Below are 24,394 nucleotides of genomic sequence, written 5' to 3'. Positions count from 1 at the left end.
GGTGGCTTTTTGAATAATTAACGGAAAAGAGCTTCTTTTATAAAGCTGTATTCTTCCTCTAATTCTTTTCTTCTTGATATATCAAACATCCAAGCTGCCCGCTCGGTTTCTTTACGGGCTTCATTTTCCAGCTTATTTTTTCCGAGCTCATTTAATTCTTTAATATAATCCCTGATACGCTCGCATGCTTCTCTTTCAAAATGATCTAGCAGCTCATTTGTTTCTTTTTGAACCTCGCCTGTCACTTTTTCTTTTAATATTAATACTTTTTTATTTTCGAAGAAATCTTTGTTTGAGTGATAAATATCCATTAATGATCCTTTATTAAAATTTACATCATCATATGTCATGATCTTATTACTTAGATCAACGGAGAGCGAAGGCGGAATGAAGTGCAATGTTTTCTCGGATTCTTTTTCCAAAAATGATTGAAAATAAGAATGCATCTTTCTTTTTAATTGTTCCTCTATTCTAATGAGGATTGTCTCTTGCTCCTGTGAGATATATTTTCGCGCAAAACCTTCTAATTCTTGAATTGCGCCATTTAAATGACTTTTTTGCTGCTTTTTTGTTGAACCCGCCACTGTAGATGGATTAACAGCGTGGGGAAAGTAATCTTGTACAATAAAAGCTGCTCTTTCTTTTAAAAAGGCACATTGCTGTTGGATTTCTTCTTCTAAAAAAGGCAATAAAAACTGTAAGTTAAAGTCACTTAGCTTTTGTAAAAATCTATTTACCAAATCTTCACGCTCATTCAATCGCAGCTTTAGATCCTCTTCATCGTTTGAAAATGCATTTAAAATTTGATTGGTTTGATCATAAATATTTTCCCATAGAGAGCGTATCTTTTTAAGATGCAGCACTTTTAGCTGGTCCCATGTAGAACGTGAAAATGTTTCTTCAAAGGCTAAAAAAGCTTGTCCTGTTTTGGTTTCTTCCTCTTGTTGATGCTGTTTTACCTTTAAACCTTCTTTACTTGACAAAGCAAATAAACGAGGCTCTGTAATTCCATTTTTACGTAGCTGCTCATTCACATGATTTGTTACACCGTTTAACTCAAATGGCGTCGCTGCAAGGTCAGCTGCATTTATAATAAAAAACAGCTTATCCGTTTCAAAGTTTTCGTTTGCTCGTCCGATCTGCTGCAAAAATACTTGATCTGCTTTGGAAAAAGCGTGGTTATAATAGGTTAAATAGAATATAGCATCAGAACGCTTTAACTGTTCAAATGCGACATTAGTATGTCTGCCATGAATAGAATTTACTCCGGGAGTATCAACTAGCTCCAGTCCTTTATTCGTCCAATCACAGTCAAAATAAATAACCACTTCTTTGATCATACAGGCTCTTTCTTCCTTAGCTACCCACTCTTTCAGTTCTTCTAAAGTAGTTGTTATAAAGGTTCCAGGCTGTATGGTTCTTTTTCTAATACTTTGCTGCAACGTATAAAGGTAATCTGCGTACATTCTTTGATATCCATTTAAAAGCTGATTGTTCGGCTTTTTCCATTGTTCAATGGATGAAAGGTCGATCGGTATAGAAAGCTCTCTTGCAGCTGCTTTTATTTCTTTATCTAAAAACTCTTCATCCTTCACATAAATAATGACCGTTTTATGAGGATGTGTTTCAGTACTTTTCTTGACTCTATTAACAGCTGCTGTTGTAGGATGTGGAGAAACAGGTAAAATATCTTCTCCTAGCATCGCATTAATAAAACTGGATTTACCAGCACTAAATGCACCAAACAATGAAATAACGGCTGAATTATTGTTATATTGATCGATTAGATCATTTAATTGCTCTTTCTCTTCTGTGAAAATCTTTCTTGACTGAAAACGTGCCAAATACTGTTGGAGATGTTCCATAAAAGAGTCATCTACCGTAATGTTTTTCTCTGGTATAGAGGAATAAACTGCTTCTGAAGCAATAACACTTTCATCTTCTTGTACAATCGGAATGTGTAGTGTTTGTGCGTCAGGATATCCTTTCATTGCTATCTGCTGCAGCAAGTCTGAAAAGTTTGCAGATATTTTTCTATTGCTTAACCAATCCTTAAGCTCAATTAATTGAAGATCATAGTTTCTTTCTACTGCTTTCCACATTTCCCACGCTTCTTTCCATTGATCAGATGATTGGAGCTTGTTTTCTAATTCATTTTTTTGCTGCATATATTTTTTTTCGATTGATTCTTCGTATTGTAAAAATAATTCATTCGTTTTTGTCTTTATAGTCTTAACAATCTCATCTGTTACTTTTTTTGTATACGTATATACAAAATTTCGATCCATTTCAGATGTAGTAGCATAGGCTTGCAAAAGGGATTCATCAACTGTAAATGAAAGTTCTTGTACATTTTTTTCATAAGTTGCAGGGTCATCTAAAAATGATGTATCTGCTTGAAGGAGCAAATTTCTTAAATGGAATAGCAGCTGTGTTTTTACTTTTTCATTCAGTTCATCTAACAGTAATTGCATTCTATGCTGTTTTTCGGCTTCTGTTTTTCTTTTAGAAAAAAACATACCGACTTTAAAATTCTTTTGATTGCTCTCAAGCCAATTTTGAGCCTTTTCTGTGGTTGTATATGGAAAAAGGATAACATTTTTAAACAATTGATTTCTTTCTTTGTATACTGCTCGAATAGCTTCCTGTTTTTCTTCTTCAATATTTAAAAGGTTTTGTTGCCATTGATCACTCTTTCTCGCATCCTCTGGGTTAATTCCCTTTTCTTCCATTTCCTCTTTCCACTCTGCAAACTTTTCATGTTTTTCCTCTTCCACTCTTTCCATTAGTTGATATACAGCAGCGTTTTCAAGCATCATCTTACTTTGCTCTATTAGCGAGGTGCTGTTATATATAATTGCTTTTATATATGTTTCTAGTTCCTCAAATTGGTTAAAAGGATGTTCTTCATGTTTCATCGATGTAAAGAATACTTGTACAGGTTTTATTTCATATTTAGCTAGCATGCTACGAACTGCATTTTCAAAAGATTGAAGTGTTAATTCCTTATTGTCGTGTTTATCAATTTGATTAATTACTAGAATAATAGGTTTGTTTTCACTCGCTAATTTTTTTAAAAATTCGATATTTGTTTCCGACTGCACGTGATTATAATCGGAAACATACACAATCATATCCGTCGTATACAGCTGTTCTGTCGTAACACGCTGATGGTTGGGATCAGTAGAATCTACTCCCGGAGTGTCAAGGATTTTTCCGTGTTCTGTCAAAAATGGCAAAGGTGCAAAAAGATTTATCGAATGAATACCCTCTCCGTCCATTCCCCATTTTTTTGCTTGATTCCAGGGAATCTCTTGCTCCCATGCCTCTACTTCTCCTATCGAATTTGTCACTTCTAACTTAACCGGACCATTTTGAATGGCTATAATATTTGCACTGGTTGGAATGGGACTAGTTGGAAGTATTTCACTGCCTAAAAGACGGTTCAGTAATGTAGATTTCCCTGCAGAAAAATGACCGCAAAAAGCTACTTCAAACGAAGATTCTTCAATTTTTTTATTTAAACGGCTGATCCGTTTTTGATCTTCCGGGTAAAAAGGAAGGTCTTCTAGCGATAACGTCAAAGCCTTTGTTTGTGTTTCCGTCATAGGTTTTCCTCTCTTTTTTAAAATTGTTTAACTGTTATAATTTTTCTGTTGTTCCTTAATTTTTATGACAGCGAATTGCTTTTTACTTTCATTAAATAATTCTTTTAACTGCACAAAACTGTGATAATGATCTGGTGTCTCTAATAAAAATACAAGCCTTTCTCCTGCATTTACAGGGATCTTAGGTAATTCATGCGCTGTTTTTTTAACATCTTGACACGCCGCAGCAGGAACTTTTCTTCGGTTCATCCACCATATCGCGTTCATTAAAGAAGCAATATGCTTAATCATTAACGGCTTCGCATCTTTTCTATTACGTTCTTCATATAAAGAGTTTAACATTTTTAGATCGCGTTCCCACTCTTTTTGAATAATTGGTATATATTTTAAAGGATTATTCCAAGGAGGTGATGCTAATTTATTGTTGTACCACAATATTTCCGCCATAAAAGGAATATAAAGAATATTCTCTTTAGCAGCCTCCTCTTCTGTTAAAGAAACTGTAGTTTGAGTAGTATAAAACGGTTCTTTTGCTAGTTCTTTTGGAATGACAAGCTCAACCATGACGAGCCTCCTGCTTTTTCATTCTCTTTTGCCCTTCTCTGCACATGTCAAGCAGCGGACATATATGACATTGCGGAGATTTCGCCTTACAATGATAACGCCCAAAAAAAATTAACCGGTGGTGCGTTTGTGCCCACTGTTCTTTCGGAATTTTTTTCATTAACGTTTCTTCTACTTCACGGACGTTATCTTTCCAACGGCATATACCCAATCGTTTTGACACTCTTTCTACATGAGTATCTACAGCAATAGCCGGTGTATGAAATGCAACAGAAGCTACTACATTGGCGGTCTTACGGCCTACTCCTGCCAAACTCATCAGCTCTTCGCGAGTTTGCGGAACTTCGCCGTTATATTGTTCGATTAAGGATTGAGATAGTTTTTTTATATTTTTTGCTTTATTGCGGTATAATCCAATAGAGCGTATATCTTGTTCTAGTTCTTCCTGACTTACCTCTACATAGTCTTCTGGCTTTATATATTTTTCAAATAGGCCAGGGGTAACTTTGTTTACAAGGGCATCTGTACATTGAGCAGACAACACAACAGCAATAAGTAGTTCAAACGGATTCGAATGTGTTAATTCGCATTCTGCTTCGGGAAACATATCTCCTATATGCAAAAGAGCCTCTTGAACTTGTGTTTTTGTTAACATTTCTTTTTTCTCCTTTTTTAAGATTCATCAAGCCAGTTAATATTAGGATATTGCGGCAAGGTCCCTTTCCCTTGTCCAGCAGACCGTTTCCCTTTTTGATACTGCCTGAATTTATCGCCATGCATTTTTGCTTCTTGGGATGACTTTATTCCGTTTTTATGCCATTCGTGTAAAATACGGTCTATGTAGCGAAGATTGAGCTTTCCTGAAATCACAGCTTCGCGCAGCGCTGTTTTTATAAGCTCAGGTTTGTGTTTATCTTGGTCCAGCCATACTTTTATCGTTTCATATTCCATTGGAGATAACGGCCGCGAGAATTCTTCTTCAAATATTTCATATAATTTCCCGTCTTCGTTAGATGCACTCCCACTCTCGTTTTCATTTTCATGATACATCTCTTGAATAATTCGTTCATAAAGCGGGGTAAGAGAATAGGTTTCATACATAACCTGGTCTTCATCTTGATTATCTTCCATTCGTAAAAAGTCTTTTTTTATCAAAGAACGTAATAATTCAGAGCATTCCTTGTCTGTAATAGACATACGTTCTGATAATTCAACCGGAGTAGGGAAAGGATGATTATCTTCTATGAAGCGATGTATATGAAGTAATAGCATCATTTCCGTTTCTTTAATTCCAAGCCTGGCATAATAATCCAGTAACAGCTTGGAGATGGAAGAGTGACCGTACTGCATTAATGCAACAATTTGTGACCGCTCCATTCTTTTCTCTCCTTTCCTTACTCTAATTTAATAGAAAACCCCCCAAAAAAAGGGGGGAGATGTTCTGAAGTATTAAGGATACAATCGATTGAGTAATCGAGGAAACGGAATCGTCTCCCTCACGTGCTCTACTCCAGCTATCCACGCAACTGTTCTTTCAAGACCTAAACCAAATCCAGAGTGCGGAACAGAACCATACTGCCGCAGCTCTAAATACCAGCGGTAAGCTTCTTCTGAAAGATTATGCTCTTTGTAACGCTGCTTCATTAGCTCTAAATCATCAATGCGCTGACTGCCGCCAATAATTTCACCATAACCTTCTGGTGCAATTAAATCAGCACAAAGAGCAACATTTTCTCTATCAGGGTCTGGTTTCATATAAAATGCTTTAATCTCTAGTGGATAGTGTGTGATAAAAACTGGTTTATCGAATTTTTCTGCAATTGCTGTTTCATGCGGCGCACCAAAATCTTCTCCCCACGTAATTTCATGCCCTTCTTTTTGAAGCATTTCAACTGCTTTATCATACGTAATTCTAGGAAATGGAGCCTGAATTTTTTCTAAAATGCTGGTATTGCGTCCTAATGCTTTAAGTTCGAGTTGACATTTTTCTAATACTGACTGAACAACGTGAGTAACATATTGCTCTTGGATAACTAGACTTTCATTATGATCAACAAATGCCATTTCCGGTTCTATCATCCAAAATTCGATTAAGTGCCGTCTCGTTTTTGATTTTTCCGCACGGAACGTCGGACCAAAGGAAAACACTCGATTAAATGCCATTGCAGCAGCTTCCATGTAGAGCTGGCCGGATTGAGATAAGTATGCATCTTCATCAAAATATTTCGTATGAAATAAATTCGTAGTACCTTCTGCAGAACTTCCTGTTAAAATAGGCGGGTCTACTTTTATAAACCCTTCTTTCCTAAAAAATTCATACGTTGCATTTATAATTTCATTTCTAATTCTTAAAATAGCATGTTGTTTTTTAGACCTAATCCATAGATGTCTATGGTCCATTAGGAACTCGGTGCCATGTTCTTTAGGAGTAATCGGATAATCTGTTGATTCATGTATTACTTCTAAAGAACTCACTTGCAGCTCATAGCCGGAAGGAGAACGTTCATCCTCTTGGACCGTTCCTTCTACATAAACAGCACTTTCCTGAGGAAGGTTTTTCGCCGTTTGAAACAGCTTTTCATCCACTTCACTTTTCACAATGACGCCTTGTATATAGCCAGTTCCATCTCGCAGCTGCAAAAAAGCAATTTTACCGCTTGATCGCTTATTTGCGATCCAACCGCCAATACGAACCTTCTCTCCTTTATAATTGCCTATATGTTGAATGGTCGTTTTCAATAGAATATTCCTCCTTCAAAAAAGGCTATGCTAACAAGCTCTATTATACCGTTCTTGAAAAAGCACCGTCAACGAAGCGTTTTCTGGCCGCGATATCCATCTATGAAGAATGATTATTTATAAATCGCTCCATTCTTTCCAATGCACTTTCCAATAAGTCAAGAGAAGTGGCATAAGACAAACGAATGTTGTCTGGCGAACCAAAACCGCTGCCTGGTACGACTGCAACTTTTTCTTCTTCTAAAAGAGTCTTCACCCAGTCATCTACAGAGGAAAAACCACAGGAGCTGGCTGCTTCTTTTACATTAGGGAAAAGATAAAACGCACCTTTAGGTTTTACACATGACACACCTGGAATTTGTACAAGTTTTTCATACACACAGTCAAGACGTTCTTCAAATGCTTGCCGCATTTTTTCAACAGATCCATCTTCTTTCGTGTATGCCGCAATAGCTCCATATTGAGAACTCGCAGTCGGATTTGATGTTGAATGGCTTGCTAAACTGGTCATTGCTTTAATTAACTCTGCGTTCCCTGCTGCATAACCGATTCTCCATCCTGTCATGGAATGAGATTTTGAGACACCATTAATTACTACAGTTTGATCTTTTAGCTGCTGTGAAACTTGAGCAATCGAATGATGGACGACATCTCCATAAATTAACTTTTCATAAATTTCATCAGAGACAACGAGCAGATTATTTTTTAAAGCTGTTTCACCTATTTTTTCTAATTCTTCTTTGCTGTACATATTTCCTGTTGGGTTACTTGGAGAATTAATAATTACTGCTTTTGTTTTACTATTCACTGCACTTTGAAGTTGTTCTGGAGTAATTTTAAAATCATTTTCTTCTAGTCCATCTACATAAACAGGTTTACCGCCAGCCAGTTTTACTTGCTCTGGATAGCTTACCCAATAAGGAGTAGGTATTATTACTTCATCATCTTCATCAAGCAAAGCTTGAAACAGGGTATATAATACATGTTTTGCGCCTGTCCCAACCATGATTTCATCTTGGTAATAATCAAGGTCCTGGTCTTTTTTGAATTTATCTGTTACAGCATCTTTTAGTTCCGGCAATCCTCCAGAAGGGGTATATTTTGTATGGCCTTCTCTCATTGATGCGGCAGCAGCTTCAATTATGTAAGAAGGGGTATTAAAGTCAGGCTCACCTGCTCCAAGTCCAATCACATCATGTCCTTCTGCTTTTAGGGCCTTTGCCTTTGCCGTAATCGCCAACGTAGAAGAAGGCGTAAGGGTAGATACTCGTTTAGATAATTGCATCAGTTGTTTTCCTCCTTGGGTTGATTAAGAAGTCTAAAATTCAGCTCTTTTTGAGAAAATATTCGTACTATACATCATTATGTTTCTCATTTTCATACAATAAAGTCAGTTTATAAAAATGACGCAGTTAATTCAAGGTCCGTTTTATCTTATTACGTTCCTAGAACTGTATTAAACGTCTCTCTCGTTCACACTAGAGGATGTTTTTTAAGATTGCTTCATACTATACCTTTTTATAAACTCACCATTCCTTAATTTCATATAATAAAAATGAAGACGGCCATCTTTTTCAAAGGTAGCTTCATAAACCGGCTCTCCATTTTCATATCCAGGCTTTACATTTCTAATCTTTTGCAGCTCAAATCGTTCCTTTACGACATTTTCAACTTGCGAGCGATCTAAACTATCTTGTTTTAGTACTCTCTCTCTTATTTCTCCATCTTGATAGAATACCCATTCAGCTTCCCCCTCTGTATTTATGGTTTCCGCGGTATATACCGCTTCATTTCCAAAAAAATAACTCACATTGTTAACAGCAGCTATATCATCTTCAACAAGCAGCGCGCGTTCAGCATTATCTAGCTCTTCAGCCAAGGAAGAGCGGGCAGAGAAAAAAATGATTGCCGTCACACCTAAAATAATAATGATACCAAGGCCTGCAGCTCCAAAAATCAAACGCTGCATTAATTGTCTTCCTTTCTCCGTTTATTTAGGAAACGGCTTTCTAGATCTTTAAAACACTCATTTGCTTCATACATAATTTTTTCTTCATCAAGAGTAAGCAGTTCCTTATCTTTCATAAGCTGCTTTCCATCTACATAAACATCTGTGACGTCCTGGCCAGACGCAGAGTATATCAAATGGGAAATTAAATTATCTTCAGGCTGTAAATGTAACGAAGACATATCAAGCATAATGAAATCGGCAGGAGAACCAGCTTGAAGAAGACCGTGTTTTGCAAAGCCAAGAGATCTTGCTCCTTGCAATGTGCCCATTTCCAATATTTGGTCCGTCGAAACAATATCCGGATTCCTATTAACTCCTTTTTGCAGAAGAGCTGCTGTTCTCATTTCTTGAAACATATCTAAATTATTGTTTGAAGCAGTACTATCTGTCCCAAGTGATACTGAAATTCCCTTTTCTAACATTTTCGGAATGGGAGCTGTTCCTGATCCCAGTTTTGCATTACTCATTGGATTATGGGAAACAGTGATCATACCGTCTTTTAACAGATCTAACTCTTCATCAGTAACATGAACGACATGTGTTAAGATGGCTTTTTTATTAAAAAAGCCAAGTTCATGCAGGTGATGGAGTGGAGACTTACCATATTGATGTTTATGGTCATTCACTTCTTCTAACGTTTCCGCTAAATGAGTGCCTAATGGAAGCTGATGATGATGAGCTTGTGAAATAACTGCTTCTAAAAAATCTGGTGGACAAGTGTAAGGTGCATGAGGAAACAGCATGCCTTTCACTCTTCCTTTTCCATTTTCATTCCAATACTTTGCTAGTTCACAAGCTTCATTAAGTTTTGAATGCTGCTCTTTTTTAGTACCTAACCCTATCATGCCTCGGCTTAACACTGCTTTCATGCCAGCATCCATTGTTAATTTAAATACCTCATTCATATGTAGGTGATACATATCCAAAAAAGCTACTGTACCCGACTTAATCATTTCTGCTAATGCTAGCGAAGTACCGGCCTGCACTTTTCGTTTATCTAACAATCCTTCACGCGGCCAAATTTCTTTTCCCAGCCAAGTTTTTAACGGGACATCATCACTAACACCGCGTAAAAGGGACATTGGAGTGTGAGCATGAGTATTATACAAGCCAGGCAGCAGCAGTTTTCCTTTCTGATTAATAACTGGCAAATCTTTTTTTAACGCATCCGGTAAAGGGGTGTGTCCGATTTCTTGAATTAATCCGTTCCTAATCACAAGATACATATCTTTTTGAAACCTATTAATAGGATCTGTTGTCATGATATGAACATGATTGAGAACATATTGGTCCACAGTCTATCACTCCTATCTTCTCCACTTAATCGCCTAGAAAAGCTGCAATGTCATTCAATACGGAGTCTACAGGTTTATGCACAACCGGCAGCTTTGGAAGTGATTGAATAAAATGCATCCCATATTTTGATTGCAAAATTCTTTTGTCAAGTACAATGACTACCCCTTTATCATTTTGATGTCTGATAAGTCTTCCAAAACCTTGTTTGAAACGCAATACAGCTTGTGGAAGTGACACTTCTCTAAAAGGGTTTCCACCAGCAGATTTGATTTTTTCCATTCTCGCTTGAGCAACAGGTTCATTAGGAGGAGAAAATGGAAGTCTAACAATAACCAAACAGCTTAAATCTTGTCCTGGAATGTCAATCCCTTCCCAAAATGCATTCGTACCTAACAAAATCGCATTATCATATTGTTTGAAAGCCTTTAATAGCTTTAACCGGCTGCCGCTTTTAAGGCCTTGGCCTATCACAACAAAATTACTAGCTTCATCCCACTGTCTTAACTGATAATACGTTTTTTTCAGCATATCAAATGAAGTAAACAAAACGAGCATTTTTCCTTCTGTAACAGAAGCAGCTTGATAAATGAATTCTGCTGTTTGTATAATAAACTCTTTTTCACCATCTTTTATAGCTGCCATATCTTCTGGAATAAAAACTTTTGCTTTTTTATCATATTCAAATGGAGAGGGCAGCTGAAGAACTGACGGAGCAAAGTCTACTAGTCCCCATTTTTCCATTACATAGGTGAAAGAATTTTCAACAGTAAGTGCCGCTGATGTGAGAACTACACTATCTTTTTTGGCAAAAAAACGATCTGCTAACAGATCAGATACGTCAACCGGTCTAGCATACAAATAGGCAGCATTTGCAGCCCCTTTTTTATCAATTTCCATCCAATATACATAGTTTTCATCTTTTTCCATTAATAGTGCAAATAACTGATCACAAACGTCTTCTGCTTCTTTTACGGCAGCTTTAAAATCATACAGCAATCCGTACTCTAAAGACCCAGATGGTGCATGGGATGATAAATGTTGATAAAAAGACAGCCATTCATTCGCTTCTCCTTCAAATAAAACAAGAACGCGCTTTAGAGAATCTTGAATGACCTGCCAGTCAGAAGACAATTCTATTGATGGAATATATCTTATAGATATTCTGCCTACATCGGTCTGCTTGGTTTGGACGGTTTTCATGCAAAATTGATAGAGCATCCTAAATAATTCATCGACTTCATACTTTAAAAGAGTAAAATGATCTTCTCTATACTGATACCAAGAAGAAGAAAAATGCTGGTGAACCGATTGTTCATAAACCATTAATCGTTGAAAATAACCAGTCTTATCCATTAAACCAAGTTTGTGAAAAATTTGCGTTAAATCCAAGTAGTTTACTTCTAAACCAAGATTTTTAGCAGCCAAATCCTCTAGATGGTGTGCTTCGTCTACAATAACATTTTTATAAGAGGGCAAGAAGCCACTGTCTTTTGACAAATCTGAAAACAACAGCGCATGATTGGTGATCAGCAAATCAGCATGTTTTGCTTGTTCTCTTATTCGATTGTAATAATTTTTTGGGAACCAGGATGATGAAGCTTCTGAAAATGTTGTTTCATCACTCATCATTTTTTCCCAAAACGAACTGCTGCTCCCTCCAGCAATATTAATTTCCTCTACATCCCCAGTATTTGTTTCTAGTATCCAGGTTAAAATTTGAGCCAAACCTAATACTTCTTCATATGTAGAAGGGGCAGTGTTTAATAGCTGTTTAAACTTTCTAAGACAGAGATAATGATTTCTGCCTTTCATTACTACTGCATTAAAATGAAATGGCAATATTTTTCTCAGCAAAGGAATTTCTTTTGCCATTAACTGTTCTTGGAGGTTAACAGTATGGGTAGAAACTACAACGCGGCGATCAGCTTCTTTGCAATAGAACAAAGCAGGCACTAAATAGGATAAACTTTTTCCAATACCGGTTCCCGCCTCTATAAGTAAATGCTCCCTCATCTGAAATGCTTTTTTTACTGCTTTGGCTATTTGGTCTTGTCCTTGTCTTGGCTCATAATCCGACCAGCTTCGTGCGAGCATACCGTCAGTTGAAAAGAAATCTTTTTCCCCTAGTATGTTTTCTTTTGAGGTTTGTTCCTTTTTCTGCAAAGGTTCTAGCTTTTTTATCGCTAATCCTTTATAAATTTCAATTCCGTCTTCTTCAGAAAGTGTATGATGTTTATTTAATGTATGTGCATGTTTTATTAAAGACCCAATATCACTATCCATGTACACAGCTAATGAGATCAGTGATTTTAAAGTGGGAGCAGGCAAATGAAATAATTTCTCTTTCATATTCAACCATAAATAAGCGGTTACGATTGCGTCACTGTCGGCTTGATGGGGCCTGTCGTGAGTTATATTTAACCAATCAGCCAGCTGCGATAACTGATAGCCTGGAGCAGTAGGATATAAAAATCTAGCGCATTCTACCGTGTCAATTGTCGGGCCGTTAAATGGGCGATATCCAGCTTGAATAAGTTCCTGGTTTATAAAATTCAAATCAAACGGAACATTGTGAGCAATAAAATAAGCATTTTCCAATAATTCAAGCAGCTCAGGGGCTATTTCTGAAAAGGATGGGGCATTTTTAACATCCTCATTACTAATCCCTGTTAACTGTTTAATAAAAACCGGAATATGCTGAAAGGGGCGAACAAAAGTAGAAAAGGTTTGCTTCACCTGATTGTCTTCAATAACGGCAGCCCCAATTTGTATGATTTTATCACCTTTTTTTGGTGCATTTCCTGTTGTTTCTGTATCTATTACAACATACTTTTCAGACATTGTGTTCACCCCGGTGTGGTCAAACTTAATAATTTATTATATAGACATATTACGTAAGGAGACCCCCGACTAGAAGTTCACTCCATCGGGGGCCGTTTCTCACATAACTGTAGAAGAGGGCTCAAAGGAGAGCATCTGGGAAATTTGATTATTTTCATCCAACACAGCTACTTTAGGTTTGAACGTACGACAAGCCTCTTCTTTCATCAAGCTGTACGCTATAATGATTACCTTATCTCCAGGCTGTACCATACGAGCAGCTGCACCGTTTAAACAGATAACTCCACTTCCTCTTTCCCCTGATATAACATATGTTTCCAAACGAGCACCATTATTATTATTGACGACTTGGACTTTTTCATTTTCAAGAAGATCCACAGCATCCATTAAATTTTGGTCAATCGTTATGCTGCCTACATAATTTAAATCAGCTTCTTTCACAGTAGCCCGGTGCAGTTTAGATTTCATCATGGTGCGAAACATATTTATTGCCCCCTTCCATTTCATTCACATGTAACAAAATATTATCAATTAGACGTGCTTTAGTAAATTGAAGCGCTCCAGCGATAATAATTTGTCCGGCAATTGTATTGATTTCTTTTAATTCAGGAAACGATAGGATTTGTACATAATCAATCTCAGCATCTGTATGTTTTTTTAAATACGAATGTATTTCTTCTTGCAGAACCAGTGGATCTATTATTCCTTCTTTTACTTGATGCATAGCTCTTTGCAAACTTTCATAGAGAAAAGCAGACTGCCTTCGTTCTTTATCCGTCAAATAAATATTGCGAGAACTTATAGCCAAACCATCTTCTTCTCTCATTGTTTCACAAGCCACAACGTGGACAGGAATATTAAAATCATTTACCATGTTTTTAATAATGGCTGCTTGTTGTGCATCCTTTTGTCCAAAATAAGCATAATCTGGCTGAACAAGTTGAAATAACTTTAACACCACTGTTGCTACTCCATTAAAGTGACCAGGACGGCTTTTGCCGCAAAGTACATCTGTACCAGAAGTGATATTCACTTCATTAACCATGGAGCGTGGATACATTTCATCCACGGAAGGAGCAAATAAAATATCTGTTTTTTGGGATTCTGCCAGCTCCCGGTCCTTTTCTATAGAACGAGGATATACTTCGTAGTCTTCCTCTGGACCAAACTGCAAAGGGTTTACAAAAATGCTGGTAACGAGCACATCATTCTCTTTTTTTGCCCGTTCCATAAGTGATAAATGACCTTTATGAAGGGCCCCCATCGTAGCCACAAACCCTATTGATTTATGATTTGATTTTATGCTTTTAATATGGTCACGCAATTCATTAATAGTGGTAACTACTTTCATGACCTTATCCCGCCGTACAGCTTTTCTAGTGTGTTTTCATCCATTGTGAAAGTATGCTCTGTTCCAGGAAATGTTAACTGTTTTACTTCATTGACATAATCAGTTAAAGCCACTTCAATATCATTTTGGATATTCGCATATTGTTTTACAAACTTAGGAGAAAAACCATCCGAAAACCCAATTGCATCGTGAAATACAAGAACTTGTCCGTCTGTTTCAGCACCGGCTCCGATACCGATAACAGGTATATTTAATAACGAAGATATGTGCGCTGCTAACTGTCTAGGTACGCATTCTAGCACTAGAGCAAATGCACCGTTTTCTTCTATAATTTTTGCTTCTTCTACCAATCGATTAGCTGATTCTTCGGTTTTCCCTTGAACTTTATATCCGCCGAGAACTCCAACCGATTGTGGGGTTAATCCTAAATGACCCATAACGGGAACACCGGCTTCTGTTAACCGTTTAATAACAGAAAGTGTTCTGCCGCCTCCTTCAAGTTTCACACCATTAGTACCTGTTTGCTGCATTAATTTTTTCACTGCAGAAAGGGTAGTACCAAAATCCCCGTTAAACGTTAAAAAAGGCAGGTCAGTAACAACAAATGTATCTGGCGCCCCGCGCCGTACTGCTTTTGAATGCAGTACCATATCGTCTAGAGTAACTGGAATTGTAGAATCATAACCATGAACAACCATTCCAACAGAATCACCTACGAGAATAATGTCCATTCCTGCCTTTGCTGCTGCTTTTGCTGATGGAGCATCATAAGCAGTCATCATAGCAATGGGTTCACGTTCTTTCTTCATTTTCAAAAACGTGCTTGTGCTCTTCATTTTTTCCTCCTCCTTCTTTCGGAGAAGTGAGAAGTAATCTTCTTTTCAACCGATTGCTCCTCCACTCTCTCCGTCCCTGTCCTGAATGGATCAAGGCAGATGAAATTTTTTGGTAAAAAGATATACAGTGCAATTCTGATTAGATATTGCCTGTAATGTCAGTATACCAAAAAATATTGGCCAGGAGGTTAGTGAATATCCGCACTATAAATATGTTCTATTTGTCCATCCTTTTTTTTCAAAAGCAATACCCCGTCTTCTGTTATTCCTTGAGCTAATCCTTCTACCGTTTTTGTTACAGTAGTGGCAGTGATCTCTTTACCAATTGTAACCGCTAATTCCTCCCAACGTTTTCTTACTTGCTCAAAACCATCGATTAAATACTGATAATACCAATCTTCATACCGCTCAAGAATGGCTGCTATAACTTTAGCACGTGAAAATATTTTATTTTCTTTAGCAATGGAAAGAGACGTAGCTTTTGACAGGAGCAACTCAGGGAAATGTTCAGGTTGTTGATTAATATTTATTCCAATACCAACGATCACTGCTTGTACTCGATCAGGCTCTGACTGCATTTCCGTTAATATTCCGGCTGTTTTTTTTCCGTCGATGAGAATATCGTTAGGCCATTTTATTTGTGCTTCAATACCCGCAGCCTTATTAATTCCTTCGGTTACTGCTACTGCTGTTAATAATGTGAGCTGCGGGGCTTTTTGCGGTGGAATGTCTGGTCTTAAAATTAAACTGAACCATAAGCCAGTTCCTGGAGGAGAATGCCATTCTCTTCCCAGTCTTCCTTTACCTTTCTGCTGGTAGTCCGCCACGACAAGAGTACCCTCCGAAGCATCATTTCTTGCCATGTCATGTGCTAATGCTTGGGTCGAAGTCACTTCTTTTTTGTAAATAATGTTTTTGCCTATATTTTCAGTGGAAAGTATTGCTTCAATTTCATCTGCAGTGGCATGGTTTGGAGTATGTGTGAGACGGTAGCCTTTTCTTGGCACTGCTTCAAGTTCGTAACCGTTTTTACGTAATTCCTCAATATGCTTCCAAACTGCCGTCCGGGATATTCCTAAATTTTCACTTATCTCCTGTCCAGAAACAAATGTGTTGGATGTTCGCATTAATAATTGTAATAATTTACCTCTCATTAGTAAGTTTCTCCTTTACAAAAGTTACTAGTTCTGTAAATTGATTGTTTAAATTCCCTATTACTACTTCTTTTTCAAGGCAGCCTAATATAACACCAATCTTTTCTTTTTCTATATGAGGAAAAGCTTTAATAATATCTTTTCCAGTTAACTTTAATTCTTTTCTGTTTGTAATAGGCAGCGAACCATACAATTGACATATTAAAATGAAATTATCTTCATTTTCATAACAATATATCCATTGATGGACACGCTCTATTTGGAGTGCAAGCTTTTTTCCGGTTTGATAAACTAAATGCTTCCTCCAAGGAATACGTGATAAATAATTTTCGGAAAACCAAAGCATCGTTATAATATTTTTTTTATCTTTTTTTGAAAACTTCCAAGAAGCTGCTTTTTCTCTCGCTTTTCTACCATATAACAGCCATAAAAAAGCTGCCCACTTTTCATTTGTTGTTTTTAAACTGTGCATATTTAAACTTCTTGATAGGAAAAAGACTTCCGTTTGAAGTGTCTGTGGAAAAAACTGAGGAATGGTGTAAAAAAATAAACATGAAAGTGCAGCAGCATGCCAGTGCCCTTTTAAAAGTTTTTCTATTTCTAATTGAATTCTTTCCACGGGGAGAGCATTTAAAGCAGGAAGTTGTTCTAAAACATGTTTGAGTGTATGCTCTTCCATTGTAAAGTTTAGCTCGGATACAAAACGAAACCCTCTAAGCATTCGTAAAGGGTCTTCTTTAAACCGAGCAATGGGGTCACTTGCCTGAATAATTTTCATGTCTATATCAGAAATACCATTTAAAGGGTCAATAATATTTTGATTTTTATCCATAGCGATAGCGTTGATAGTAAAATCTCGATGGAACAAGTCATCTTGTAACGTTTTAGCTCCCAATCGGAACGGACTGACTTCAAAATAAATGCTTTGCCAGCGAATGATATGTGTCGGGAATCGTTTGGACGGCTGAACAGCTTTAGGGAATAGTGTTTTTATTTCATTAGGAGAAGCATTGGTTACAATATCAAAATCATGTACCGTTCTTTTTAGATGATAATCGCGTACTGCGCCTCCTACAATATAAGCAGAATACCCTTGCGATTCAAACTTATTTAATAAATAAAATGCTTTTTCCCAATAGCTGTCCATATTTTTCCCGCCGCCCTTCATGCCTCATTATATACAGCTTCGTAATATTCTACGATAAGAGAAGAAGCAAATACTTTTTCTACTCGCTGCTGACTGGCGTAAGAAAATGCTTCATATAGCTGTTTATTTTTTAAGAGACGAGCCCCTGATTCGCCAGCTGCTTTTACATCCCCAACAGAACAAATATAACCTGTTTGATTGTCTACTATAACTTCTGGTATACCTCCAGTATTTGTTCCAATGACAGGAACCCCGCAAGCCATTGCTTCAAGTGCCGCTAATCCAAAGCTTTCTTTTTCTGAAAGCAAAAACATCAAGTCAGCTATATTTAAGTAATCTACTATATTTTTTTGGTTTCCCAAGAATAAAACATAATCCTTTATCCCAAGCTCCTCAGCGCGTTTAAGTGATTTGTTTCTCTCTGGGCCATCTCCAATCATCAGTAACTTAGAATTACAATTTTTTTGCAAAACGGAAAAAGCTTCTACTACATCAATGACCCTCTTTACAGGCCGAAAATTAGATATATGAATAATTACTTTTTCATCTTCTTTAATCTCATACGCTTCTTTTAATTCACTTTTTAAATAATGAGGCCTGTAAACCCGTTCATCAATAAAATTATATATCGTTTCAATCGGCTTGGATATATGCAACATTTCTTTTGTTTGAGAAGCAAGCGCTTTTGAAACGGCTGTGACTTTGTCGGAACGATCAATAGCATAACGAATAATACCTCTTAAAGAGGGATCATGACCAAGTACAGTGATATCTGTACCGTGCAAAGTGGTTACTACTTTCACATCTCTATGGACCATGTCTTTTGCCAGAAGGGCACATACTGCATGAGGGACAGCATAATGTACATGTAAAATATCCAACTCTTCACGTTCTATCACCTCTGCCATTTTACTTGCAAGTGTTAAAGAGTATGGCGGGTACTGGAACACTTCATATTGATTTACTTCGACTTCATGATAAAAAATATTAGGGTATGTTTTATTCAACCGAAACGGCAAACTCGTTGATATAAAATGAATCTCATAGCCTTTTTCGGCTAACAGCTTGCCTAATTCCGTAGCAACCACACCCGACCCGCCTACAGTCGGGTAACACGTTATTCCGATTTTCTGTTTCATAATGAACTCCTTTGCGGGATAGCAGAAAAAACTAATGGCGAGCCAGTTTTAAATCCTTCTGCAAATAATACACCTGCTTCTTTTCCAAATAGAGAATCCCTCGATTTCACGCTTTCTATGTAGCGGTCGGTAAGAGGTGTACTCACGCTTTCAGCTCTTTTAACAAATTGACTCTGATAGGAAGACAAAGCTTCTTCTTTCACGTTGTGTGTGGATGAAATATCAATAAAAAAATCAGGAACAGAGAAACCATTTATAAAGTAGTAAAAAAGGGACGGTGTTTTATGTGGTTCTAGTTCAGATCCTGGAAATTTGCGGATACCAGCATCAAACACAGCTTCTTTTACTAATTGACAGCATGCTCCGTGGTCTGGATGTCTGTCTTCATGATACGGCGCAAAAACGACGTCTGGTTTCAATTCTCGAATAAGTGTTATTAAATGAGAATATTCACTATCCGAACGATCCAGGGAACGATCAGAAAAATCCAGCTGGAACCTTTTTTTTATTCCAAGAATGCTAGCTGCCTTCTCTGCTTCATGCTGGCGTTCTTCTATTGTACCGTTAGACGACAATTCCCCTTTGGTCAAGTTACAAATATAAACATCTTCACCCTTTTTAGTATGAGATGCAGCCGTTCCTCCCATACCGATTTCAATATCATCTGGATGGGCTCCTACCGCAAGTATGACCTTTTTTTTCACTTGGATTTACGCTCCTTTTGTATAGCTTTCCGGAACTCGAAAAAACCGCTATTTAAACCTTTTACTAATACTTCTGCAGTAGCCATATTTGTTGCTACAGGAACACTGTGTACATCACAAAGTCTAATTAAAGCTGAAATATCAGGTTCATGCGGTTGAGCCGTTAAAGGATCTCTAAAAAACAATATAAGGTCTATCACTCCATCAGCTACTAACGAACCAATTTGTTGATCTCCTCCAAGCGGACCTGATAAATGTTTCGTAACAGTGATTCCTGTTTCCTCTTCAAGTCTAGCCCCTGTTGTGCCAGTAGCATGAAGACTGTGTTTTTCGATAACTGGTTTATAAGCTTGTACAAATCGAATAATATCTTCTTTTTTCTTGTCGTGGGCGATCAATGCAATATCCAAATAAAGCTCCTCCTACTCCATAATGTTTTCAAGGCCATATACAAGCGTATTAACGCGCAGAACATTTTCTACTGCAAGCTTTACTCCCGGCATAAACGACTGTCTATTAATGGAGTCATGACGGATTGTTAACGTTTGACCTGAACCGCCAAACATGACCTCCTGGTGAGCAACTAATCCCGGTAAACGAACACTATGTACTCGCAATCCGTCTACCTGTGCTCCTCTTGCTCCTTCTAACTCTTCTTGTTCCTCCGGATGTCCCTGCTCTTTATGCGGTCTTACTTCATTGATGAGAGCAGCCGTTTTAGCTGCTGTACCAGACGGAGCATCTAATTTATTATCATGGTGCATTTCAATAATTTCCACATCAGAAAAATATTTTGCAGCCATTTGCGAGAATTTCATCATTAAAACCGCACCTACTGCAAAGTTAGGTGCAATAATTGCCCCTATTTCCTTTTCTTCTGCTTTTTTTCTAAGTCTTGTTATATCTTCTGGTGTAAAGCCAGTTGTACCAACTACCGGTCTCACATGGTGATCAAGCGCTAATTCAAGGTGATGTTTCCCTGCTGTAGGGGTGGTAAGATCAATGAGTACGTCTGCCTCCATTTCTTCTAAGCAGGTTTGCATGTCATCATAAATGAAAGCGTTTTCGTCCGGCATCCCTGGTAACTCTTTTATTGTTAGTCCATTATTTTTTGAATCAACAGCTGCAACTAATTGAAATTCTTCAGTTTCATGTACAAGATGGACAGCTTCTTTACCCATCTTTCCTCTTGGACCAGCAATAATAATTTTTGTATTGGCTGCCATTACTCCACGTCTCCTTCCGTTTTCTTTGTCCAGCGGTTTTTATCTCTTGTTTGAAATTTATCCATAACTAGATCAAATGCTTCCTCAAGGTCAATATGTAACGAATTAGCAAAACAAATTAATACAAATAAAATATCTCCCATTTCTTGTTCTAGGGATTTTTCTGTTTCACTTTCTTTTTTAGGTTTTTCTCCATAATAGTGATTAATTTCTCTAGCGAGTTCACCTGTTTCTTCACTCAGCCGTGCAAGCATTGAAAGCGGGCTGAAATATCCTTCTTTGTATTGTGAAATGTGGTTATCCACTTCTTTTTGCATCTCTTTTATTGTTTTTGTCTGCATATGTATCCCTCACCTTCCACTTTATCGTATCGAATTCCATTTGATTTGACAATCTTAATGAATGTTGCCTTGTTTGATATATTTTCCTTATAATGAGGTAGAATTTAAGCTCGTCTTCTTTTTTTAAGAAAGGGGAAAGGAAAGTGAGATTAACTAAACATGTGAAAAATTCTTTTTTTATCCTTCTCGGTTCAGCTATTATGTCTTTTGGTCTCGTTTATTTTAATATGCAAAATAATCTGGGAGACGGAGGATTTACTGGTATCACGCTTATTTTATATTTTATTTTTCAAATAGACCCTGCTTATTCCAATTTATTTTTAAATATACCTCTATTTTTCATTGGTTGGAAAATACTAGGAAGAACTGTATTTATATATACAATCATCGGTACCGTTGGAATTTCGCTTTTCTTGTGGCTCTTTCAAAAATATCCGCTGCTCCATCTTCCTCTTGAACAAGACATGACATTAGCAGCTCTTTTTGCAGGGGTATTCATTGGTACTGGTCTTGGAATTGTATTCCGTTATGGAGGTACGACAGGAGGAGCGGATATCCTCGCTAAATTAGGTTTTCGTTATTTAGGATGGAGTATGGGAAAAACCCTTTTTGTTTTTGATGCATGCGTTATTACGGCGTCTCTAGTATATTTGGATTACAAAGAAGCAATGTATACACTCGTTGCAGTATTTGTAGCTGCTAAAGTTATAGACGTTATACAACAAGGTGCCTACTCGGCGAAAGCCTCTTTTATTATATCTGAGAAAACCGACATAATTTCGCAAATGATTCTTCAAGAAATGGACCGCGGCGCGACCGTCTTAAGGGGAAAAGGATCTTTTACTGGGTCGGAAAAAGAAGTTTTATATTGTGTCGTTGGCAGAAATGAGGTAGTACGGTTAAAACATATAGTGGAAAAAGCAGATCCTCACGCTTTTGTAACGGTTAATGATGTACAGGATGTCGCAGGAGAAGGCTTCACATTGGACGAAAATAAAAAACCAATACATTCTACTTAAAAAAGCGCAAGCGCCCATTATAAGGGGCTTGCGCAATTATTATTCCTCACTCATTAAGAAATACATATAAACGAACCGAACCAGCTCAAGTACCGCAACAAGGGCAGCCGCTACATAAGTCAATGCTGCAGCATCAAGAACTTTTCGCGTTTCTTTTTCTTCATCGTTTCTAATGATACCGGTAGATACGATCTGGTGCATAGCACGACTACTCGCATTAAATTCAACAGGCAGTGTTACCAATTGAAATAGTACTGCTGCAGACATAAATACAATACCGACGAGTAATAGTCCGCTCGCTTGCAATAACATGCCGGCTAGAATTAGGAAAAACGATAAGTTTGAACCGAGATTAGCTGCAGGAACAAGCGTGTGACGAAAACGCAGGAATGCATAATCTTCCGCGTCTTGAATAGCATGGCCTACTTCGTGAGCTGCCACAGCCTGCCCAGCAACACTTGTGCCATAATAATTATCTTCTGATAAACGTACAACTTTCGCTTTTGGATCGTAATGATCAGAAAGTTGTCCTTTTACTGGCTCCACAGTCACATCAAAAATACCGTTTTCATTCAATATTTTTTTCGCAACTTCAGCTCCACTCATCCCAGAGGAGTTTGAAACCTTTGAATATTTACGATAAGCTTTTTTAACTTTCATTTGTGCCCATATTGGAATAATTAATAGTGCTGCTATATACAAAATCCATATACCCATTGTTTTATTACCCCCTCCAGTTTTTTGATTTGATTTAATTTTATTTTATTTTAAACGTCAAATAAAGTCAATTAAGCTGCCTTGCAGAGTTTGACGGTTATTTGAAAGTTAATCCCTTAAATGTTGTCTTTGCTTTTCTCCCTTATATTTTCTCCAGCCTACATATGTCAAAGATACAAATATAGCGCTTCCTATAGACATCATTACTAACCACAGCGAAGGATCAGCTGAAGACTGTTCATCCTGTTCAGAAAGCAGGTCGTGTAAAGAGGATTTTAATTTTATTACTTCTTCAGCATCAGTTGACTCCATCCAATCTGAATGATGATCCAAGTAACGTACATATGAAATAAACGGCAAATAACGTTTTTCTTCTACCCCTGCATATATAGCAGGTCTTATTATTTCAAATTGTAATAGCCAATCTTGAAATGATTGACGAGCAGCTTCAGGATCATCATTTTTTACTCGTTTTTCTATCTCATCTAGATTTACTAAGAGTCTTTCAGCAGATTTTTCCCACAACGGATTTTCTTTACTAATGACAGCATCAACAGCCAGCCGAAAAGCAAAAATATATTGTATTCGCTGCTGTTCACTTAAGTCTGCTTTCGTTACAGACTCACCCGCTCGATCAAACGCACGAAACAATTCTGACATTTGATTGGTATTCATGGCGTAATCGTCAAATGAAACGGAAGGAAAATGTACTGTCATCCATTCATGTAACTGTTTAGCTTCTTCATACTTGCCGTCTTTAACGAGATCATACATTAGAGATGCTTTCTCGTCTATCACTTTCAAATCCATATCAGTGTGTTCTTCGCCCATAGTTTGTCCTATTGTAGAAAAAAATAATAATATACCTAAAATAACAGCTAATCCATATTTGAGCAGCGTATTATCCAAAGCATACACGCTATCACTTCTCATAAAAAATCCCTCCTAAATCTCCTCGTCACATTCTATGAATAAATGGACAAGAGTAGACCGGAAGGCTTTGTTTTTCATTTGGTTTGGATTTTTTTTTCACAATGAAGGCAGATCCAAAGTGTGTCTGTTTTTTTTCACACCTAAAAAGTAAGTTACCGTAATAGAAAAAATACTTAACCAAAATGTAAAATAGCCAATATGTGTTATGTAATCACTAATCGCCGGGGAAACCCATGGGTACATTCCATAAACATAATCGATAATGTCATTATGCAGGGTCCAAACTGCTGTAACGATTAAATGCCATACTTTTATTCGGTAATATGGTGAAAACAATACTGCTTGGATGGCCATCCCCAAATGAGAAGCTATTAACATATAATTTTGCCATTGGAGTTCATCACCAAAAGCCCCGCCTGCTATATTCATTACAACAGCCCATAATCCATATTTTACCAGGGTTACCAATGCCAAAGCCTCTATTAAACCATTGCTTTTTTTACATAAAAATAAAACAAGTACGATACAAAAAAACAAGCTGGCAGTAGGACTGTCTGGGACAAAAATGAGGAAGATAGACGGTGTTTGCTCAAGTTGTACTTTGTACCACCAATAGCCATAGATTGTACCTAATATATTTACAATCAAAAGAAGGGCCAGTATAGAAGGCATTCCTAAAAACTTTATGAAAAGTTGCAATTTCCGCCACCATCCTGTAATGAAATAAGCTGCCCTCTTTCATAAAGGGCAGCTAAGATTAAGAGTTTA

At 37.3% G+C, this 24,394-nt stretch carries 23 protein-coding genes; 1 reads left to right on the top strand and 22 read right to left on the bottom strand.

Annotation, left to right across the window (positions count from 1 at the left end):
* Nucleotides 1-17 precede the first annotated feature (17 nt).
* From CEF16_RS03560 to CEF16_RS03470, 19 genes are all read right to left on the bottom strand, one after another.
* The gene (locus tag CEF16_RS03560) at nt 18-3,608 is read right to left on the bottom strand and encodes a dynamin family protein (protein WP_091579750.1); all 3,591 of its coding nucleotides are present in this window, start codon (nt 3,606-3,608) and stop codon (nt 18-20) included.
* A gap of 27 nt (nt 3,609-3,635) precedes the next feature.
* The gene (locus CEF16_RS03555; protein ID WP_091579747.1) at nt 3,636-4,172 is read right to left on the bottom strand and encodes a YpoC family protein; all 537 of its coding nucleotides are present in this window, start codon (nt 4,170-4,172) and stop codon (nt 3,636-3,638) included.
* Nucleotides 4,165-4,827, bottom strand: a complete 663-nt coding sequence (gene nth / locus CEF16_RS03550) for an endonuclease III (RefSeq protein ID WP_091579745.1) — start codon at nt 4,825-4,827, stop codon at nt 4,165-4,167. The genes CEF16_RS03555 and nth overlap by 8 nt, the downstream gene beginning before the upstream one ends.
* Nucleotides 4,828-4,844: 17 nt before the next feature.
* The gene (locus tag CEF16_RS03545; protein ID WP_091579743.1) at nt 4,845-5,549 is read right to left on the bottom strand and encodes a DnaD domain-containing protein; all 705 of its coding nucleotides are present in this window, start codon (nt 5,547-5,549) and stop codon (nt 4,845-4,847) included.
* 72 nt (nt 5,550-5,621) lie between these two features.
* Nucleotides 5,622-6,911: an asparagine--tRNA ligase gene (gene asnS, locus CEF16_RS03540; RefSeq protein ID WP_091579741.1), complete on the bottom strand. Its 1,290-nt coding sequence runs from the start codon at nt 6,909-6,911 to the stop codon at nt 5,622-5,624.
* Nucleotides 6,912-7,011: 100 nt separating this feature from the next.
* Nucleotides 7,012-8,196, bottom strand: coding sequence for a pyridoxal phosphate-dependent aminotransferase (locus CEF16_RS03535; RefSeq protein WP_091579738.1), 1,185 nt, complete (start codon nt 8,194-8,196; stop codon nt 7,012-7,014).
* A gap of 207 nt (nt 8,197-8,403) precedes the next feature.
* A complete protein-coding gene (locus CEF16_RS03530; protein WP_091579736.1) occupies nt 8,404-8,880 on the bottom strand; it encodes a hypothetical protein in 477 nt (158 codons plus the stop codon).
* Nucleotides 8,880-10,217: an amidohydrolase gene (locus CEF16_RS03525; RefSeq protein ID WP_091579733.1), complete on the bottom strand. Its 1,338-nt coding sequence runs from the start codon at nt 10,215-10,217 to the stop codon at nt 8,880-8,882. The genes CEF16_RS03530 and CEF16_RS03525 overlap by 1 nt, the downstream gene beginning before the upstream one ends.
* 25 nt (nt 10,218-10,242) lie before the next feature.
* Nucleotides 10,243-13,059, bottom strand: coding sequence for an ATP-dependent DNA helicase DinG (gene dinG, locus CEF16_RS03520; protein WP_091579730.1), 2,817 nt, complete (start codon nt 13,057-13,059; stop codon nt 10,243-10,245).
* A 99-nt stretch (nt 13,060-13,158) separates the two neighbouring features.
* The gene (panD, locus tag CEF16_RS03515) at nt 13,159-13,542 is read right to left on the bottom strand and encodes an aspartate 1-decarboxylase (protein WP_091579727.1); all 384 of its coding nucleotides are present in this window, start codon (nt 13,540-13,542) and stop codon (nt 13,159-13,161) included.
* Nucleotides 13,517-14,410: a pantoate--beta-alanine ligase gene (panC, locus tag CEF16_RS03510; RefSeq protein ID WP_091579725.1), complete on the bottom strand. Its 894-nt coding sequence runs from the start codon at nt 14,408-14,410 to the stop codon at nt 13,517-13,519. The genes panD and panC overlap by 26 nt, the downstream gene beginning before the upstream one ends.
* Nucleotides 14,407-15,246 carry a 3-methyl-2-oxobutanoate hydroxymethyltransferase gene (gene panB / locus CEF16_RS03505; protein ID WP_091579722.1) on the bottom strand — a complete coding sequence of 280 codons (840 nt, stop codon included), beginning with the start codon at nt 15,244-15,246 and terminating at the stop codon, nt 14,407-14,409. The genes panC and panB overlap by 4 nt, the downstream gene beginning before the upstream one ends.
* Before the next feature lie 188 nt (nt 15,247-15,434).
* Nucleotides 15,435-16,400: a biotin--[acetyl-CoA-carboxylase] ligase gene (locus CEF16_RS03500; RefSeq protein WP_091579719.1), complete on the bottom strand. Its 966-nt coding sequence runs from the start codon at nt 16,398-16,400 to the stop codon at nt 15,435-15,437.
* Nucleotides 16,390-17,547, bottom strand: coding sequence for a CCA tRNA nucleotidyltransferase (locus CEF16_RS03495; protein ID WP_170031551.1), 1,158 nt, complete (start codon nt 17,545-17,547; stop codon nt 16,390-16,392). The genes CEF16_RS03500 and CEF16_RS03495 overlap by 11 nt, the downstream gene beginning before the upstream one ends.
* Before the next feature lie 17 nt (nt 17,548-17,564).
* Nucleotides 17,565-18,686, bottom strand: coding sequence for an N-acetyl-alpha-D-glucosaminyl L-malate synthase BshA (gene bshA / locus CEF16_RS03490; protein WP_091579714.1), 1,122 nt, complete (start codon nt 18,684-18,686; stop codon nt 17,565-17,567).
* Nucleotides 18,683-19,390: a bacillithiol biosynthesis deacetylase BshB1 gene (bshB1, locus tag CEF16_RS03485; RefSeq protein WP_245917746.1), complete on the bottom strand. Its 708-nt coding sequence runs from the start codon at nt 19,388-19,390 to the stop codon at nt 18,683-18,685. Before bshB1 ends, bshA begins: the two co-directional genes overlap by 4 nt.
* The gene (gene mgsA / locus CEF16_RS03480; RefSeq protein ID WP_091579709.1) at nt 19,387-19,800 is read right to left on the bottom strand and encodes a methylglyoxal synthase; all 414 of its coding nucleotides are present in this window, start codon (nt 19,798-19,800) and stop codon (nt 19,387-19,389) included. Before mgsA ends, bshB1 begins: the two co-directional genes overlap by 4 nt.
* A gap of 12 nt (nt 19,801-19,812) precedes the next feature.
* Nucleotides 19,813-20,616, bottom strand: coding sequence for a 4-hydroxy-tetrahydrodipicolinate reductase (gene dapB / locus CEF16_RS03475; RefSeq protein ID WP_091579706.1), 804 nt, complete (start codon nt 20,614-20,616; stop codon nt 19,813-19,815).
* On the bottom strand, nt 20,616-20,957 hold the full coding sequence (locus CEF16_RS03470; protein WP_091579703.1) for a nucleotide pyrophosphohydrolase: 342 nt from the start codon (nt 20,955-20,957) through the stop codon (nt 20,616-20,618). Before CEF16_RS03470 ends, dapB begins: the two co-directional genes overlap by 1 nt.
* A gap of 143 nt (nt 20,958-21,100) precedes the next feature.
* On the opposite strand from CEF16_RS03470, the gene CEF16_RS03465 reads away from it, so the two are divergent.
* Nucleotides 21,101-21,976 carry a YitT family protein gene (locus tag CEF16_RS03465; RefSeq protein ID WP_281259142.1) on the top strand — a complete coding sequence of 292 codons (876 nt, stop codon included), beginning with the start codon at nt 21,101-21,103 and terminating at the stop codon, nt 21,974-21,976.
* Nucleotides 21,977-22,015: 39 nt separating this feature from the next.
* On the opposite strand, the gene CEF16_RS03460 is transcribed toward CEF16_RS03465, so the two are convergent.
* From CEF16_RS03460 to lhaT, 3 genes are all read right to left on the bottom strand, one after another.
* A complete protein-coding gene (locus CEF16_RS03460; protein WP_091579701.1) occupies nt 22,016-22,693 on the bottom strand; it encodes a zinc metallopeptidase in 678 nt (225 codons plus the stop codon).
* A gap of 108 nt (nt 22,694-22,801) precedes the next feature.
* A complete protein-coding gene (locus CEF16_RS03455) occupies nt 22,802-23,626 on the bottom strand; it encodes a sporulation protein YpjB (protein ID WP_091579698.1) in 825 nt (274 codons plus the stop codon).
* Between the two features lie 96 nt (nt 23,627-23,722).
* Nucleotides 23,723-24,325, bottom strand: coding sequence for a lipoprotein heptaprenylglyceryl N-acetyltransferase LhaT (gene lhaT / locus CEF16_RS03450; protein WP_425427949.1), 603 nt, complete (start codon nt 24,323-24,325; stop codon nt 23,723-23,725).
* Nucleotides 24,326-24,394 lie beyond the last annotated feature (69 nt).

The organism is Alteribacillus bidgolensis, from assembly GCF_002886255.1.
Lineage (GTDB): Bacteria > Bacillota > Bacilli > Bacillales > Marinococcaceae > Alteribacillus > Alteribacillus bidgolensis.
This window is presented reverse-complemented; position numbering and strand designations above follow the sequence as displayed.

What these genes read in the sequence shown, in the direction of transcription:
- CEF16_RS03460 (WP_091579701.1), bottom strand. Translation starts at nt 22,693, where the DNA reads ATGGGTATATGGATTTTGTATATAGCAGCACTATTAATTATTCCAATA.
- CEF16_RS03495 (WP_170031551.1), bottom strand. Translation starts at nt 17,547, where the DNA reads ATGGACAGCTATTGGGAAAAAGCATTTTATTTATTAAATAAGTTTGAA.
- dinG (WP_091579730.1), bottom strand. Translation starts at nt 13,059, where the DNA reads ATGTCTGAAAAGTATGTTGTAATAGATACAGAAACAACAGGAAATGCA.
- CEF16_RS03535 (WP_091579738.1), bottom strand. Translation starts at nt 8,196, where the DNA reads ATGCAATTATCTAAACGAGTATCTACCCTTACGCCTTCTTCTACGTTG.
- panD (WP_091579727.1), bottom strand. Translation starts at nt 13,542, where the DNA reads ATGTTTCGCACCATGATGAAATCTAAACTGCACCGGGCTACTGTGAAA.
- panC (WP_091579725.1), bottom strand. Translation starts at nt 14,410, where the DNA reads ATGAAAGTAGTTACCACTATTAATGAATTGCGTGACCATATTAAAAGC.
- nth (WP_091579745.1), bottom strand. Translation starts at nt 4,827, where the DNA reads ATGTTAACAAAAACACAAGTTCAAGAGGCTCTTTTGCATATAGGAGAT.
- CEF16_RS03455 (WP_091579698.1), bottom strand. Translation starts at nt 23,626, where the DNA reads ATGAGAAGTGATAGCGTGTATGCTTTGGATAATACGCTGCTCAAATAT.
- CEF16_RS03560 (WP_091579750.1), bottom strand. Translation starts at nt 3,608, where the DNA reads ATGACGGAAACACAAACAAAGGCTTTGACGTTATCGCTAGAAGACCTT.
- panB (WP_091579722.1), bottom strand. Translation starts at nt 15,246, where the DNA reads ATGAAGAGCACAAGCACGTTTTTGAAAATGAAGAAAGAACGTGAACCC.
- CEF16_RS03555 (WP_091579747.1), bottom strand. Translation starts at nt 4,172, where the DNA reads ATGGTTGAGCTTGTCATTCCAAAAGAACTAGCAAAAGAACCGTTTTAT.
- CEF16_RS03545 (WP_091579743.1), bottom strand. Translation starts at nt 5,549, where the DNA reads ATGGAGCGGTCACAAATTGTTGCATTAATGCAGTACGGTCACTCTTCC.
- CEF16_RS03530 (WP_091579736.1), bottom strand. Translation starts at nt 8,880, where the DNA reads ATGCAGCGTTTGATTTTTGGAGCTGCAGGCCTTGGTATCATTATTATT.
- dapB (WP_091579706.1), bottom strand. Translation starts at nt 20,616, where the DNA reads ATGGCAGCCAATACAAAAATTATTATTGCTGGTCCAAGAGGAAAGATG.
- bshA (WP_091579714.1), bottom strand. Translation starts at nt 18,686, where the DNA reads ATGAAACAGAAAATCGGAATAACGTGTTACCCGACTGTAGGCGGGTCG.
- CEF16_RS03470 (WP_091579703.1), bottom strand. Translation starts at nt 20,957, where the DNA reads ATGCAGACAAAAACAATAAAAGAGATGCAAAAAGAAGTGGATAACCAC.
- CEF16_RS03500 (WP_091579719.1), bottom strand. Translation starts at nt 16,400, where the DNA reads ATGAGAGGTAAATTATTACAATTATTAATGCGAACATCCAACACATTT.